Source organism: Vibrio sp. 1249-1 (assembly GCF_033340495.1).
Window position 1 is genome coordinate 219,959 of the sequence record NZ_JAWOWJ010000002.1, and the last position, 14,615, is coordinate 234,573.

General features: G+C 43.1%; 16 protein-coding genes and 1 riboswitch. Of the genes, 11 read left to right on the forward strand and 5 right to left on the reverse strand.

Going from position 1 to position 14,615, the window contains the following annotated elements; genetic code table 11:
- Positions 1–72: 72 nt before the first annotated feature.
- Positions 73–240 (reverse strand): hypothetical protein, encoded by a 168-nt coding sequence (locus R7Z50_RS04455; RefSeq protein WP_005378215.1) that lies wholly within the window; start codon positions 238–240, stop codon positions 73–75.
- Between the two features lie 509 nt (positions 241–749).
- On the opposite strand from R7Z50_RS04455, the gene htpX reads away from it, so the two are divergent.
- The 9 genes from htpX to R7Z50_RS04500 all read left to right on the forward strand — a co-directional run bounded on the left by htpX (position 750) and on the right by R7Z50_RS04500 (position 7,968).
- Positions 750–1,619 (forward strand): protease HtpX, encoded by an 870-nt coding sequence (htpX, locus tag R7Z50_RS04460; RefSeq protein ID WP_005388085.1) that lies wholly within the window; start codon positions 750–752, stop codon positions 1,617–1,619.
- 209 nt (positions 1,620–1,828) lie between these two features.
- On the forward strand, positions 1,829–2,248 hold the full coding sequence (locus R7Z50_RS04465) for a nuclear transport factor 2 family protein (protein WP_005378211.1): 420 nt from the start codon (positions 1,829–1,831) through the stop codon (positions 2,246–2,248).
- Positions 2,245–2,970: an SDR family oxidoreductase gene (locus R7Z50_RS04470; RefSeq protein WP_054702694.1), complete on the forward strand. Its 726-nt coding sequence runs from the start codon at positions 2,245–2,247 to the stop codon at positions 2,968–2,970. The genes R7Z50_RS04465 and R7Z50_RS04470 overlap by 4 nt, the downstream gene beginning before the upstream one ends.
- Before the next feature lie 12 nt (positions 2,971–2,982).
- A complete protein-coding gene (locus R7Z50_RS04475) occupies positions 2,983–4,293 on the forward strand; it encodes an NAD(P)/FAD-dependent oxidoreductase (RefSeq protein ID WP_171342737.1) in 1,311 nt (436 codons plus the stop codon).
- A gap of 1 nt (position 4,294) precedes the next feature.
- Complete coding sequence (locus R7Z50_RS04480) at positions 4,295–5,113, forward strand: DUF1365 domain-containing protein (protein ID WP_318148910.1); 819 nt, start codon at positions 4,295–4,297, stop codon at positions 5,111–5,113.
- Entirely contained in the window at positions 5,107–6,363 is a 1,257-nt protein-coding gene (locus R7Z50_RS04485) for an SAM-dependent methyltransferase (RefSeq protein WP_047100782.1), read from the forward strand. The genes R7Z50_RS04480 and R7Z50_RS04485 overlap by 7 nt, the downstream gene beginning before the upstream one ends.
- A gap of 6 nt (positions 6,364–6,369) precedes the next feature.
- Positions 6,370–6,882: a DUF2878 domain-containing protein gene (locus tag R7Z50_RS04490; RefSeq protein ID WP_053303214.1), complete on the forward strand. Its 513-nt coding sequence runs from the start codon at positions 6,370–6,372 to the stop codon at positions 6,880–6,882.
- On the forward strand, positions 6,842–7,435 hold the full coding sequence (locus tag R7Z50_RS04495) for a chalcone isomerase family protein (RefSeq protein ID WP_017634389.1): 594 nt from the start codon (positions 6,842–6,844) through the stop codon (positions 7,433–7,435). Before R7Z50_RS04490 ends, R7Z50_RS04495 begins: the two co-directional genes overlap by 41 nt.
- The gene (locus R7Z50_RS04500; protein WP_318148911.1) at positions 7,435–7,968 is read left to right on the forward strand and encodes a DUF3833 domain-containing protein; all 534 of its coding nucleotides are present in this window, start codon (positions 7,435–7,437) and stop codon (positions 7,966–7,968) included. Before R7Z50_RS04495 ends, R7Z50_RS04500 begins: the two co-directional genes overlap by 1 nt.
- A 133-nt stretch (positions 7,969–8,101) precedes the next feature.
- On the opposite strand, the gene purB is transcribed toward R7Z50_RS04500, so the two are convergent.
- The 3 genes from purB to mnmA all read right to left on the reverse strand — a co-directional run bounded on the left by purB (position 8,102) and on the right by mnmA (position 11,378).
- Positions 8,102–9,472 (reverse strand): adenylosuccinate lyase, encoded by a 1,371-nt coding sequence (purB, locus tag R7Z50_RS04505; RefSeq protein ID WP_206969751.1) that lies wholly within the window; start codon positions 9,470–9,472, stop codon positions 8,102–8,104.
- A gap of 153 nt (positions 9,473–9,625) precedes the next feature.
- Positions 9,626–10,243: a high frequency lysogenization protein HflD gene (gene hflD, locus R7Z50_RS04510; RefSeq protein WP_005378194.1), complete on the reverse strand. Its 618-nt coding sequence runs from the start codon at positions 10,241–10,243 to the stop codon at positions 9,626–9,628.
- 10 nt (positions 10,244–10,253) lie between these two features.
- A complete protein-coding gene (gene mnmA, locus R7Z50_RS04515; RefSeq protein ID WP_005378192.1) occupies positions 10,254–11,378 on the reverse strand; it encodes a tRNA 2-thiouridine(34) synthase MnmA in 1,125 nt (374 codons plus the stop codon).
- A gap of 188 nt (positions 11,379–11,566) precedes the next feature.
- Here mnmA and R7Z50_RS04520 point away from each other — a divergent pair, with 188 nt between their 5' ends.
- Together R7Z50_RS04520 and R7Z50_RS04525 are read left to right on the forward strand one after the other, a co-directional pair.
- Entirely contained in the window at positions 11,567–11,836 is a 270-nt protein-coding gene (locus tag R7Z50_RS04520) for a hypothetical protein (RefSeq protein ID WP_005378190.1), read from the forward strand.
- Positions 11,837–11,953: 117 nt separating this feature from the next.
- On the forward strand, positions 11,954–13,258 hold the full coding sequence (locus R7Z50_RS04525) for an inosine/guanosine kinase (RefSeq protein ID WP_005378187.1): 1,305 nt from the start codon (positions 11,954–11,956) through the stop codon (positions 13,256–13,258).
- A gap of 127 nt (positions 13,259–13,385) precedes the next feature.
- On the opposite strand, the gene R7Z50_RS04530 is transcribed toward R7Z50_RS04525, so the two are convergent.
- Entirely contained in the window at positions 13,386–13,793 is a 408-nt protein-coding gene (locus R7Z50_RS04530; RefSeq protein WP_005378185.1) for an H-NS family nucleoid-associated regulatory protein, read from the reverse strand.
- Between the two features lie 582 nt (positions 13,794–14,375).
- A riboswitch (Lysine riboswitch) is annotated at positions 14,376–14,558 on the forward strand.
- Positions 14,559–14,615 lie beyond the last annotated feature (57 nt).

Below are 14,615 nucleotides of genomic sequence, written 5' to 3' on the forward strand. Positions count from 1 at the left end.
GGGTAAAAGACTAAAAAACCAAAGGGCTGCGCAATGCAGCCCTTTCTTGTTGGTGTAACCTAAAAAGTCAGATTACTTATCTTGGCTGAGCCCCATCAATGCTTGTTGTGTTTCTGCAACACGCTGAGACATATGATGATCGGTTGAAATACCAAGTTGTTGCTTTGCCTCGTCCTCTGAGATGCCTAGGTGACAACGCAGTAAATCAATAGCCATTTGATAGTCGTTAGTTTCTACCATGGTTTTTCCCTCAATACATGGAGTTTTTGAGCTCACCCAATGCACTTTTTGCAATGTACTTAGAGTGGCTCTGTTTTGTTCATCTCATTCGAATTTAGCATGTCCATGTAGCCGCACAATAAGACCAAAGTCTATAGCAGAGCTAACGTACTGTTTTTGGTCTATTAAAAAATTTCTAGCTAAGTTGCTAAGAGGTGATAGATTTAACACCAAGATCATCTATCAATAGATGATGGCTAGCTCAGAGCTTATTTTATCATTTTGATAAATGTATATGAACGGAGGTTCCGGCTCCTACCAAAGCATGTTTTGAAATCGCTTGAATCAAATATTTCAGTCCCGAAAACAAATGTTGCAATTTATTGCTTAACCTTGTTTTTATCGCGGATAGACTATATCTATAACGCACGGAACATGAAAATCAACGGAATTGGCTTTTATAGCGATTACCATTTGTTCCTTATAACAATCCGTTTTAAAAAAACGATAAGCTTCCTCGGAGAAAAGTAATGAAGCGAATTATGTTATTCCTAGCAACTAACCTAGCTGTCGTGCTAGTGCTTAGTGTTGTTCTGAATATTGTTTACGCTGTAACTGGAATGCAACCAGGCAGTCTGTCAGGTTTACTTGTAATGGCTGCTGTATTTGGTTTTGGTGGCGCATTTATTTCGTTGATGATGTCAAAGGGTATGGCGCTACGCTCGGTTGGTGGTATGGTCATTGAAAGCCCGCGCAACGAAACGGAGCATTGGTTAGTCGAAACTGTGGGTCGTCAAGCTCAACAAGTGGGTATTGGTATGCCAACGGTGGCTATTTATGATTCACCAGATATCAATGCATTTGCGACAGGCGCAAAACGAGATGACTCTCTTGTCGCCGTTTCTACTGGTCTTTTACACAATATGACTCGTGATGAGGCAGAGGCAGTACTTGCACACGAAGTGAGCCATATTGCAAATGGTGATATGGTCACGATGACGTTGATGCAAGGTGTCGTGAACACGTTTGTTATCTTCCTATCACGCTTTATTGCCAATATCGTGGCATCGAACGATGATGAAGAAGGCCAAGGTACAAATATGATGGTTTACTTTGGCGTATCCATGGTGCTTGAACTGGTATTTGGTTTCCTAGCTAGCTTCTTGACTATGTGGTACAGCCGTCATCGCGAATTCCACGCGGACGCAGGTGCTGCGCGCCTCGTTGGCAAAGAAAAAATGATTGCGGCTCTAGAGCGTTTGAAGGTGAGTCATGAATCTCAACTGGATGGCACCATGATGGCGTTTGGTATCAATGGCAAGCAGTCGCTGACTGAGCTATTAATGAGCCACCCTCCGCTAGATAAACGTATTGCAGCGTTGCGAGGCCAGCAATACTAATTGTTCCTACTTAAATAATTGTTAATCTGCTGAAAAGGCTTGGTTTTGACCAAGCCTTTTTTTTCGCCGATTGATCGCGTGCGAACTTCATCACGTACTACTTACAGAAATAAAGTTATACAAAATTATTTTTGTACAACTTTGGTGGAATGAACTATCTTGTACATATAATAATTTTGTACAACTTAATGGGCGTGTAGGAGTAAAAAATGGACATACAGTCTGTTGGCAATATCTATCAAAAGCTCAACAAAGCGAACTTACATCTACTTAAGGATATATATCACCAAGATGTAGTATTTGAGGACGCAGCGCATCGTTTAGAAGGATGGCCAGCACTTTCGGATTATTTCACCTCATTATATGCCAACGTCATCAGTTGTGATTTTGTAATCCATGAGCATCAACAAGTCGGAGATACAGGCTTCCTAACTTGGACAATGGACCTTCAGCATCCCAAACTTCAGAAGGGGGCGCCTATTCTCGTCAATGGTGTTTCGCACCTCAAATTTAGCGAAGGTCAGGTCATTTATCACCGAGACTATTTTGATCTCGGAGAGATGCTCTATGAGCATTTACCGTTACTTGGTTCAGTCGTTAAAACCATCAAGCAGAGGTTAGGACAATGAACTACACCATCTTAATCACAGGCGCCACCTCCGGAATAGGAAGACAGCTTGCCCTAGATTACGCGAACTCAGAATGGAATGTGATTGCTTGTGGTCGGAATCAAGATGTTCTTGCAGAGCTGGAGGCAGTTTCCTCCAAAATTCATACATTGCAGTTTGATGTGACAAACTATGAGGAAACTCAGCAGGCGCTCTCTAATTTGCCCTTTACGCCAAACACATGGGTTTTTAACGCAGGCGATTGTGAGTACATGGATGAGGGAGTGGTCGACGCGAAACTCATGGCGCGTGTGATGAACGTAAATGTTGTCGGTGTTGCTAACTGCGTCGAAGGCTGCCAAGTGCATTTAGAGAGAGGGCACCGCATTGTTATTGTTGGCTCTATCGCATCAGAAGTGGCACTGCCTCGTGCTGAAGCTTACGGCGCATCCAAAGCGGCAGTCAGTTATTTTGCACGCACGCTCGCCGTCGACTTGAAAAAGAAAGGGATCAAAGTGGTAACGGTGTTTCCTGGTTTTGTTGAAACGCCGTTGACTGACAAAAACGACTTCGAAATGCCAATGATCATTTCTACTCAGCAAGCGTCGGACTCTATCAGGAAGCAGTTAGCCGCCAACAAGACCTATATCTATTTCCCAGCGAGATTTACCAGTATTTTACGTTTTATCTCGTTACTTCCATACAGTTGGCAAGCTCGCCTAACTGCTAAACTCGTATCATAAGAAGGAATAAAAATGAAAACAGCAGGAAGAAAGAAGATAGCGATTGTGGGAACGGGAATCTCTGGCCTTACTTGTGGTTATTACTTGCATAAAGAACATGATGTAACGCTGTTTGAAGCGAACGATTACATCGGTGGCCATACTGCAACCGTTGATGTGAGCCTTGATGGTAAAGAATACGCGATAGATACTGGGTTCATCGTCTATAACGACCGTACGTACCCTAATTTCATTAAAATGATGAGCGAAATTGGCGTTGAAGGTCTGCCGACTCAAATGAGCTTCAGTGTCAGAAACGATGGGAACGGACTAGAGTACAACGGCCACACAGTGTCGACATTGTTTGCTCAAAAACGCAACTGGGCAAACCCTAAATTTTATCGATTTATCTTCGAGATACTTCGTTTCAATAAACTTGCCAAGCGCTTCGCTAGCGAGCAATCCTCGCACTCTCAGACGTTAGGTGAGTTCCTTGATGAACACAAATTCAGTGCTTTCTTTACCGATAACTACATATTACCGATGGGTGCTGCGATTTGGTCGTCGACTTTAGCTGACATGCGCGCATTCCCTCTTATGTTCTTCTTACGTTTCTTCCTCAACCACGGTCTGCTAGATGTGACTAACCGACCACAATGGTATGTGATTAAAGGTGGTTCACGTTCATACATTCCACCATTGACCAAAGGCTTTGCGGAGAATATTCGTCTTAATAGTCCTGTCGAAAAAGTGGTTCGCAACGAAAAAGGGGTTGGCGTTCAAGTTCGCGGAGAAACGCATTGGTTTGATGACGTTATCTTTGCTTGTCACAGTGATCAAGCAATGAGAATGCTAGAGGATATCAGCCCAATTGAGCAGGAAATCTTGGGGGATATGACATACCAAGCAAATGAAGTTGTTCTTCATACCGACTCTGCCGTACTACCAAAACGTAAGGCAGCATGGGCATCATGGAACTACCTATTGGAAGGCAGTGAGGAGGAACAGCAACGCCTCCCTTCGCTCACTTATAACATGAACATTCTTCAGCATATTCAATCAGAACACACGTTTTGTGTAACGTTGAATAGTACTGAGCAAATTAACTCAAATAAAGTCTTGCGTTCGTTCACTTATCATCATCCAGTATTCACCACTGAGTCTATTGCCGCGCAGCAGCGCAAAAATGAGATACAGGGTAAACAAAGTACCTGGTTCTGCGGCGCTTATTGGTACAACGGTTTTCATGAAGATGGCGTGCGTAGCGCGCTTGATGTTGTGAAAGAACTAGAAGAAAAGTACCGCGAACAAAATGTGGTTCCTTTCGAAAAAGGCGCAGCGTGATATGGATAGCCAAATGAACAGCCGATTGTTTATAGGCAACGTTCGTCACCGTCGATTCACGCCTGTGAATCATGAGTTGAACTACTCTTTATTTATGCCCGCCATTGATGTAGACGAGATCGATGCTTTAGAGAAAAAAGTATGGGGTTTTGGTTCGCGTTGGTGGCATTGGGCTCGCTTCAAGCGCAGTGATTACATTGGTGAAGGTAGCGTCAAGTCGGCAGTGCACAGCAAAATTGAAGAACTGACAGGTGTCCGCTGTACCGGCAAGGTAATCGCAGTCTGTCACTTGCGTTATCTAGGACTTTATTTCAGTCCCGTTAATTTCTACTACGTTTATAACGCGGAAGGAGAATGGAAGTATCTCCTCGCAGAGGTGAGTAACACTCCTTGGAATGAACGACATTACTACGTGGTGTCAGCAGATAAAGAAGAAGAAAAGTTTGGTTGGGAACAAGATAAAGCATTCCATGTTTCACCATTCAACCCGATTGACCAACTCTACCGCTGGAGAATTAAACCTTTGACAGACAAGTTGAATATTCATCTTGAATGTCACAAAGGAGAGAAACACTTTGATGCCACCATGGTTATGAAAGCCAAGCCACTTTCAAGCAAAACCTTATTGAGGTGTTTGATCGTTACACCAATACAAACGGTAAAAATAATGGTTGGTATTTATTGGCACGCATTAAAACTTTGGGTGAAAGGCGCACCTTTTTATTCTCATCCTAAATATTCAACGCATGAAGAAATAGAAGCCGATACTGAAAAAACAGACAAAAAAAATAAAAAGCATAAGGAGAATTCTGCATGTTAAATACTAGTTCTATGACATTGCCGCGTAAATTGACGACAACGCAAAAAGCGGCTCGCGGAGTTATTTTTCAATGTCTGCAAAAAATGGAAATCGGCTGCTTAACAGTTATTGAAAGTTTTAAGACGGAAACGACAGAGCGAAGCGAGCGTTTTAGTGCGCCAAATGGGGAGTACAGTGGTCAACCTGTTGTCGCTATTATAGAGGTAAAACATCCAGGCTTTTATTCACGGATCTTGCAGGGCGGCAGTATTGCTGCTGGTGAGGCTTATATGGATGGGTGGTGGGATAGCCCCGATTTAACCTCATTAATGAAACTGATGGCCCTTAACATGCGTGCTCTAGATAAACTCGAAGAGCAAGGCAGTTGGTTGACTAAAATACTGTACAAGTTCAGTCATTGGTCAAACAGAAACTCTGAAGAGAACTCACGTAAAAATATCCATGCGCATTACGACTTGGGTAACAACCTATACGAAGCGTTCCTTGATACCAATATGCTGTACTCGTCGGCGCTTTACAATCATGCGGATGACTCTCTAGAGCAGGCTCAAATCAACAAAATGGATCGTCTATGTCAGCAACTTGAGCTGAAGCCCACTGATCATGTTGTTGAAATTGGCACTGGGTGGGGCGCTATGGCGATTTACATGGCCGAACAATACGGTTGTCAGGTCACCACAACAACGATATCTGAAGAGCAACACGTGTACGCGGAGCAAAAAATCAAAGAGCGTGGCTTAGAAGACAAAATCACTCTACTCAAAGAAGATTACCGAAACCTAACCGGCACTTATGACAAGCTCGTTTCTATTGAAATGATTGAAGCTGTGGGCAAACAATTCCTGCCTTCGTACATTAAGGTCTGTGAGTCTTTATTAAAGTCCGGTGGCTTGATGGCGATTCAAGCGATTACGATTGCCGATCAGCGTTACGATTACTACAGTAACAACGTCGACTTTATCCAAAAGTACATTTTCCCGGGTGGTTTTTTACCGTCGGTAACCTCACTAACCCAAGCTACAACAAAATACAGTGACTTAGTGACGCGAGACTTGTTCGATATTGGTTTGGACTACGCCAAGACGCTGAACGAATGGCACTTACGTTTTAATCGAGCAGAGAATGAAGTGCGCTCGTTTGGCTACGACGACCGCTTTGTGCGTATGTGGCGCTACTATTTGAGCTACTGTGAAGGTGGCTTTTTGGCTCGCACGATCAGTGCCGTTCACATGACGTTTCAACGCCCGTAGTTCGTTATGAAGGTGTTTCTTGCTTCGACATGGTTCCAACTCTGCTGGTTTGCAGCGGTGCTTGGAACCTATCAATGGCAATGGGTGACGTTATTCCTTACTTTGGCAACCCTACTATATTGTTTGAAAAGCGATGCATCTTCGCTCAAAAGTATTAGTGTGATCGTCACGGTCGGGCTCGTGCTTGATACGCTCAATCAACAACTCTCGGTCTTTGTCTTTCCAACCCCATGGCTGCCAGTCTGGTTATTATGCTTGTGGGTTTTGTTTTCTTGGTATGCCTATCAACTTAAGTCAATTTTGTACCGTTTCCCAAAAACCTACGTATCAATAGTAGGCGGTATCGGAGGAACGGCGAGCTACTTTGCTGGCCATAAACTCCAAGCCGTTGAATTTGGATTCAGCACTGGCGCTACACTGGCAATGTTGTTTGTCGAATGGTGCGTCATGATGCTCTTGATACTCAAGGTGTACGGAAATGAAAAGCTTGAAGAGAGACTTAACTCAGAGACTGACTAGGTTGCTTGCGTTGGTAATAGTAACTGGTTCTTTTGCTCTGCAAGCTCAACCTGTTGGAAATAGCGAAGCTGCCAGCAACATTGCGAATTGGAAGGGGTGGAAAACTGTTGGAGAAGCCCAACTTACTTGGTTCATCTTCGATATTTATCACTCAAGATTAAAAGCGCCTGATGGAAAGTTCATCGTAAGCGATGACGTATCGCCACATCCCCTTGCATTGGAAATTAATTACAAGAGAGACATCAGTAAGCAACAGCTGCTTGATGTGACGGATGAGCAGTGGGCGAAATTGGGTTTTACTGACTCATATCGAAAAGATTGGATTAGCGAGCTCGATCGTATGTTTCCTGATATTCAAAAAGGTGACGAGCTTACTTATCTAACAGATGGAAAATCTGGTCAGCTTTTTTATAAGCAGGTTGGGGACGTGCAAGTAAAGAACGTTGGCATCATTGAAGACGAACGAATGAACGATGCATTTTTGGCTATATGGTTATCACCCAACACAGAATTTCCGAAACTCCGAAAACAATTGATAGGGCAGGTTAGATAGTGTTTAAACGAATTTTTAAATCAGCGACTTTAGTGGCAGCTGTTTTTCTTTCGGCATGTTCCGCAGACATTGATAATTACCGCTCTTCTACACCGACTTTTGACGTATTCGGTTATTTCGAAGGCGACATAAAGGCGTGGGGGATGGTGCAAGATTATACCGGACAGCAAACGCGTCGCTTTGAAGTCGATATAGTGGGTACTGTAGCGGGTGATACGCTGACGCTGGTGGAAGACTTCGTGTTTGATGACGGAGAGGTGGACCAGCGAATTTGGGTTATCACTAGATTAGAAGACGGTCGTTATGAAGGTAAGGCAGACGATATTATAGGTGTGGCAACAGGGGAAGAGCAGGGCAATGCGCTACAGTGGCAATATGACTTTGAGCTACAAATGGAGGATTCATCAGTGACGGTTGCTTTTGATGATTGGCTTTATCGTCAGGATGACAGACACGTTTTCAATCTAACGAAAATAAAAAAGTTTGGTGTGGAAGTAGGAACAATAACCTTGTTCTTCCAAAAGCTGCCATAACAAATGGGGCTGATCTTCAATTAATAATCCATTCCATATAACTAAAATTATTTTCTCCCGACCTAACTCTCCTAACTAAAAAAGGTTGATGCTTTCGCGTCAACCTTTTAAGTATCTGGTCGTTACAGGAGTATTACAGCTTATCTGTCAGCTCGATTGCTTGACCGATATAGTTCGCTGGTGTCATCTCTTTCAGACGTGCTTTCTCGTGCTCAGGAAGCTCAAGACCGTCGATGAAGTTACGCATTGTTTCGCCGTCTACACGCTTACCACGAGTTAGCTCTTTCAGCTTCTCGTATGGCTTCTCGATGCCGTAACGACGCATAACGGTTTGTACTGGCTCAGCTAGTACTTCCCAGTTCTTGTCTAGTTCAGCAAGAAGGGCTTCACGGTTTACTTCTAGCTTGCTGATGCCTTTAAGTGTCGAAGTGTAAGCGATGATAGCGTAGCCAACACCAACACCAAGGTTACGTAGAACCGTTGAGTCAGTTAGGTCACGTTGCCAACGAGAGATAGGCAGTTTCTGTGCTAGGTGGCCGAATACAGCGTTCGCAAGACCTAGGTTACCTTCTGAGTTTTCAAAGTCGATTGGGTTAACTTTGTGAGGCATTGTTGAAGAACCGATCTCACCAGCAATAGTTTTTTGCTTGAAGTGGCCTAGTGCAATGTAACCCCAAACGTCACGGTCGAAGTCAATCAGGATAGTGTTGAAACGAGCGATAGCGTCGAACAGCTCAGCGATGTAATCGTGCGGTTCGATTTGAGTTGTGTAAGGGTTCCAAGTTACGCCTAGAGACTCTGTGATGAACTCTTCAGAGAACTTGTGCCAATCTAGCTCTGGGTAAGCAGAAAGGTGTGCGTTGTAGTTACCTACTGCACCGTTGATTTTCGCTAGGATCTCAACGTTTTCGATTTGCTTGAATTGACGCTCCATACGGTACGCCACGTTTGCCATTTCTTTACCCATAGTAGATGGAGAAGCAGGCTGACCGTGTGTACGAGATAGAAGAGGAATGTCGCGGTATTCCACTGCTAGTGCTTTGATAGCGTCGATTAGGTTACGGATTTCTGGAAGAATCACGTTCTCACGCGCTTCTTTAAGCATTAGAGCGTGTGATGTGTTGTTGATGTCTTCAGAAGTACATGCGAAGTGGAAGAACTCGTTTACTGCGTGCAGTTCAGGAACGTCTGCTACTTTCTCTTTTAGGAAGTACTCAACCGCTTTTACGTCGTGGTTAGTTGTACGCTCGATCTCTTTGATACGGCGTGCATCTTCTTCAGAGAAGTTTGCAGCAAGGTCGTCTAGGAATTGGTTTGCTTCTGCGCTAAACGCTGGCACTTCTGCAATTTCAGCAGTAGCAGCAAGCTTTTGTAGCCAGCGGATTTCAACGATAGTACGGTATTTTAGTAGACCGTATTCACTGAAAATTTCGCGTAACGCAATTGTTTTGCTTCCGTAACGGCCGTCTACTGGTGAAACAGCAGTCAATGCTGACAGTTCCATGATGTTCTCCTGAATTGGGTTTCTAAATTTCGTGAGCTTTATACCAATAACTGTGGCAATTGTCACGAATATTGCGCAAACGTTTGCGCGGGATTTGTTTTAGTCGAAAAAAATGAGCTCGCGATAAACGCGAGCTGCTTATTTGATATTTTACTACAGACGAGCAAGAAGGATTTGTGCTTGCTCTACCATCTTCTTGCGCCCGAAGATTAGGTGGCGACGCTTACCACCAACTTGACGCCAAAGAACTGCACTACGAATGCCAGATAACAACAGCGCACGAACTTTGTGTTGGCTTGCCGTCTGCTGCAGTACAGATGGCGTGCCCGTTACTTGAATGCGTGGGCCAATAGGGCTAACGACATCCAGATAGATGCTCGCTAAATTGCTGATCATTTGATCGTCTAGTAGCTCAAAGTGCTCTGACTGACGCTTGGCCATTTGAATACGATCACCAAGCTGAGACATAGCATCGTTACGAGAGCTTAACTTACGCTCTAACGCCATTAAACTAATAATGTAACGAGTAATTTCACTGCCTGATGGTGTGCTATCAATCCCTTTAACCAAGCATTCTAGGCCGAGCTTTAGATCGGCTTCGCGACCGAATACGCCAACTGTGTTAGCAGGGTTCGTGCTCAAAATAGCGTTGATTGATGTTTCAAAAGCATCTTGATCACAATGTCCGTTTCTCGCTACCTGTTGAACTAAAGCAACAGCTTGGCAAATCCCAGCGAAAGCGATAGTACGGTCATAAAGTGTATTCGCCACGTAACGACTCCTAAGCTTGAGAATATTTAATGCGTTGCTCGATGATGCCGCCACCTAGGCACACGTCACCTTTGTAGAACACTGCTGATTGACCTGGAGTTACAGCAATTTGTGGCTCGTCAAAGATAACTTTAATGTTTTCATCATCGATAGGGATGATTGTACAAGGAATATCTTCCTGACGGTAACGAGTTTTCACTGTGCACTTCATAACATCGCGAATTGGCTCACGATCTACCCAATGAAGTTGTGATGCAAGTAGACCTTCTGATTTCAACATTGGATGGTCTTTACCTTGAACAGCAATCAAAACGTTACGTTCTAGATCTTTCTCACCAACGAACCATGGGTCCTCGTTACCACCGCCGCCTTTACGGCCACCGATGTGTAGACCTTTACGCTGACCAAGTGTGTGGTACATCAGGCCTTGGTGTTGACCAATCACTTCGCCTTCTGGAGTCTCGATATTACCAGGCTGAGCTGGAAGGTAGCGACCTAGGAATTCCGTAAACTTGCGTTCACCGATGAAACAAATACCAGTTGAATCTTTCTTCTTAGCAGTAATTAGGTCTTGCTCTTCCGCAATGCGGCGTACTTCTGGTTTCTCTAGGTCACCAACAGGGAATAGGCTACGTGCGATTTGCTCGTTGCTTAATGTGTACAGGAAGTAGCTTTGATCTTTGTTGCCATCTAGACCACGTAACATTTGTGGTTTTTCACCGTTTTCTGGGAAAGAGCGACGCACATAGTGGCCCATTGCAATGTAATCAGCATCAAGTACTTCATCAGCGAATTCTAGGAATGCTTTGAACTTGATTTCTTTGTTACAAAGAATGTCAGGGTTCGGAGTACGGCCCGCTTTGTATTCAGCAAGGAAGTACTCAAATACGTTATCCCAGTATTCGGCAGCAAAGTTGATAGTGTGTAGGTGGATGCCTAGCTTGTCACATACTGCCTGAGCGTCAGCAAGATCTTCTGCCGCTGTACAATATTCTTCGTTGTCATCTTCTTCCCAGTTCTTCATGAAAAGGCCTTCTACTTGGTAGCCTTGCTGCTTTAGAAGATACGCGGAAACAGATGAATCAACGCCGCCGGACATACCGACGATGACTTTCTTTTGGCTGTTATCAGACATTACTAAACACCACTTAAATAAACGGGATGCAGATTCTATCAGAATCCACAGACCGGTGACAGATCCGAGATCGAAATCACAATTCGTTTCGCTGGATTTTTCTTCAACAAAGATTCGAACGAGTAATTTCGCAAGTATAGAAGAGGTATATATGGCATAGTTGGCCAAAATCCAAGAGGAAACACCAAATGACAGAAGAAAACCAATTTATGCAAGAAAGTGAGTTGATTGAAATTGTTGAAAATCAGCTCGAAGATGGCAACCCGCTTAAAGTAAAAGAAACCCTTATGCGTTTAATGATGACTGGCACACCACGTGAAGATGCGGTTGCGATGATGGCATGTGCGATGTCAATTGAGATTTTTGATGTAATGAAGAATGAAGGTGAGTTCAACCTAAAGCGTTATAGCGAGCACCTTGAGCAACTACCAGATCTCAGCTTTATGGAAGGTGAATAAGCCACCTAAAAGAAAAAAGCTGTCAGCAAACGTTTGCTATAATCGCTTTTATTGCTGCTTTATTATTAGCGGTATAGAATCCGCTCTCCTTTTCATCCCCTTACTCAGACTGACAATATGAAATTTCCTGGACAACGCAAATCGAAGCACTATTTTCCTGTTCATGCTCGTGACCCGCTGGTGAGCCAAGCACAAGAAAGCAAGAAGATGACGCGCACTCACATCATTGGTATTGACCAAACCTTGGTTGATATTGAAGCAAAAGTTACAACGGATGTGATTGAAAAGTACGGTCTGAGTAAAGGTCACTCTTTGGTTATCGATGACGAAAGAGCAGAAGAGTTATACCAGCAACTGAAAGAAGAGAACTTGATTACCAATGAGTATGCGGGCGGTACCATTGGTAACACGCTACATAACTACTCCGTGCTAGCGGATGATCGCTCCACACTACTTGGAGTGATGAGCCAGGATATTAAGATTGGCAGCTACGGTTACCGTTATCTTTGTAATACATCAAGCCGCATGGACTTGAACTACCTACAAGGTGTAGATGGTGCAATTGGCCGTTGTTTTGCTCTTATCACAGAAGACGGCGAACGTACTTTTGCTATCAGCGAAGGGCAAATGAACCAACTCCATCCTGATAGCATTCCAGAGAAAATCTTTAAAAATGCATCAGCACTTGTACTGACGTCATATCTAGTACGTTGCAAAGACGGCGACCCAATGCCGGAAGCAACAATGAAAGCGATTGAGTACGCGAAAAAGAATGATGTGCCTGTTGTTCTGACTTTAGGCACAAAGTTTGTTATTCAAGATGACCCTAAATATTGGCAAGAATTCATTCGAGATAACGTTTCAGTCGTTGCGATGAATGAAGATGAAGCAGAAGCACTGACGGGGGAATCTGATCCACTTGCTGCGTCTGATAAAACATTGGAGTGGGCTGATTTAGTATTGTGCACGGCGGGTCCTGTAGGTCTATTTATGGCTGGGTATACGGAAGATAGCGCGAAGCGCGAAACTTCTTTGCCATTACTTCCAGGGTCAATTGCTGAATTTAATCGTTATGAATTTAGTCGTCCGGCGAAAAAAGACTCATGCGAGACGCCAATAAAAGTGTACTCGCATATCTCGCCATATATGGGTGGTCCAGAAAAAATTAAGAATACAAATGGCGCAGGTGATGCCGCGTTATCTGCTGTTCTTCATGATATGGCAGCAAATAAATACCATAAAGAAAATGTGCCTAATTCAAGCAAGCACAGTAACGAGTATTTAACTTACTCTTCTTTTTCTCAAGTCTGCAAATACGCAAACCGTGCGAGCTACGAAGTTCTCGTGCAACATTCACCACGATTGTCGCGCGGACTTCCTGAGCGAGAAGATAGCCTAGAAGAAGCATACTGGGAACGTTAATACGAAGCGGTTTAATTAACTATTCTGTAACTAAAGTAAAAGGCGCATTAAGAAATGTGCCTTTTTTATTTGTAATGGTTTAAATAAAAAAGGCTCCCTATGGGAGCCTTTTAAAAATAGCACGGATCTAGATTAGGAACTCATCCAGAGATTTACCTGCATCAAGTTGCTCTTGAATCGCCGAAGGTGTACGACCTTGGCCAGTCCAAGTTTTCTCATTACCGTTTGAATCTGTGTATTTGTATTTAGCAGGGCGAGGTGCGCGCTTCGCTTTGCCTTTCGTCTTAGTTTCGCCAGATAGCGCAGTAATAAGTGCTTCTACATCAATACCGTCTTGAGCGATTTTCTCAGCAATCTCTGCAAGCTTAGCTTCTTGCTCTGCTTGTGCTGCGCGTTCTGCTTCTTCTGCTTCACGACGCTCATCTACGACAGTAGTGAGTTTATCTAGAGCTTCTTCCAATTGTTCTAGAGTCAGCTCACGAGAAAATGCACGAAGGCTACGGATATTTAGAAGGGTTTTAGTCAGCTCTGACATAACGATTCCTATTAAAAGGTTAATGTGTTGGGCACTTTTTATCGTTACGATTAAATAATGCCAATCTATAAATAAACAAAGAGTCCTTATATTTAACTTTATCTTTTCCTTATGTGCAAATGCTAAATCAAGATTTTGTTTAAATTTGACTATTTTTTAAAGCAATTAATATTATTACACTCGAAATAAATCATTATTAGATGAGAACTAAAATCAACAATCATTATTGTATAGAGAGAGTGACAGCTTGGTTTTTTATAAAAAAATTTGAGTTATTACTTAAAAATATGAAGCATCCATCTTTAATGCTGTGTCATATATCCTTAATTTATTGATATAAGATAAACCATGATATTTCTAAGGTAGTAATAATGTTTCATAAATAACATGATTGATGTGATTTCAGTTGCACAAAACTTATGGAAGTAGGCAAGGTTTATAAATTATCTCAGTCATTATTTATTTGTTTAATTTAGTTTGATGTGTTGCATTGACTCTCATCATAAGTACAATGGCTGCCACCTGATGCAATATTGCAGACAATTTGTTGTTAATTTATACAGTTAGTGGTTAATTGTTTGTTGTTGCCGTAGAGGCGCGGTCTCGAAGAGTAGCTATTATTGGGGTGATGCCAATGAATAATAGTGGAAGGCGAAGATTGCCGAAGTAAGTAACTCATCAAAGTTACTTGCTGGGGTTGTATCTGAAAGGAACAACACTGCCATAGTATATATTCACATTAAACTATGGAGCGCTACTGTAGGGTTGGGTGGAGTGTTCGCTTCCCTGTCGCTAAGTTCAACATGAGCACGTATCGTATGC

Excerpts from the sequence above, each read along its gene's own strand:
- R7Z50_RS04455 (WP_005378215.1), bottom strand. The coding sequence starts at position 240 with ATGGTAGAAACTAACGACTATCAAATGGCTATTGATTTACTGCGTTGT.
- htpX (WP_005388085.1), top strand. The coding sequence starts at position 750 with ATGAAGCGAATTATGTTATTCCTAGCAACTAACCTAGCTGTCGTGCTA.
- R7Z50_RS04465 (WP_005378211.1), top strand. The coding sequence starts at position 1,829 with ATGGACATACAGTCTGTTGGCAATATCTATCAAAAGCTCAACAAAGCG.
- R7Z50_RS04470 (WP_054702694.1), top strand. The coding sequence starts at position 2,245 with ATGAACTACACCATCTTAATCACAGGCGCCACCTCCGGAATAGGAAGA.
- R7Z50_RS04475 (WP_171342737.1), top strand. The coding sequence starts at position 2,983 with ATGAAAACAGCAGGAAGAAAGAAGATAGCGATTGTGGGAACGGGAATC.
- R7Z50_RS04480 (WP_318148910.1), top strand. The coding sequence starts at position 4,295 with ATGGATAGCCAAATGAACAGCCGATTGTTTATAGGCAACGTTCGTCAC.
- R7Z50_RS04485 (WP_047100782.1), top strand. The coding sequence starts at position 5,107 with ATGTTAAATACTAGTTCTATGACATTGCCGCGTAAATTGACGACAACG.
- R7Z50_RS04490 (WP_053303214.1), top strand. The coding sequence starts at position 6,370 with ATGAAGGTGTTTCTTGCTTCGACATGGTTCCAACTCTGCTGGTTTGCA.
- R7Z50_RS04495 (WP_017634389.1), top strand. The coding sequence starts at position 6,842 with ATGAAAAGCTTGAAGAGAGACTTAACTCAGAGACTGACTAGGTTGCTT.
- purB (WP_206969751.1), bottom strand. The coding sequence starts at position 9,472 with ATGGAACTGTCAGCATTGACTGCTGTTTCACCAGTAGACGGCCGTTAC.
- mnmA (WP_005378192.1), bottom strand. The coding sequence starts at position 11,378 with ATGTCTGATAACAGCCAAAAGAAAGTCATCGTCGGTATGTCCGGCGGC.
- R7Z50_RS04520 (WP_005378190.1), top strand. The coding sequence starts at position 11,567 with ATGACAGAAGAAAACCAATTTATGCAAGAAAGTGAGTTGATTGAAATT.
- R7Z50_RS04525 (WP_005378187.1), top strand. The coding sequence starts at position 11,954 with ATGAAATTTCCTGGACAACGCAAATCGAAGCACTATTTTCCTGTTCAT.
- R7Z50_RS04530 (WP_005378185.1), bottom strand. The coding sequence starts at position 13,793 with ATGTCAGAGCTGACTAAAACCCTTCTAAATATCCGTAGCCTTCGTGCA.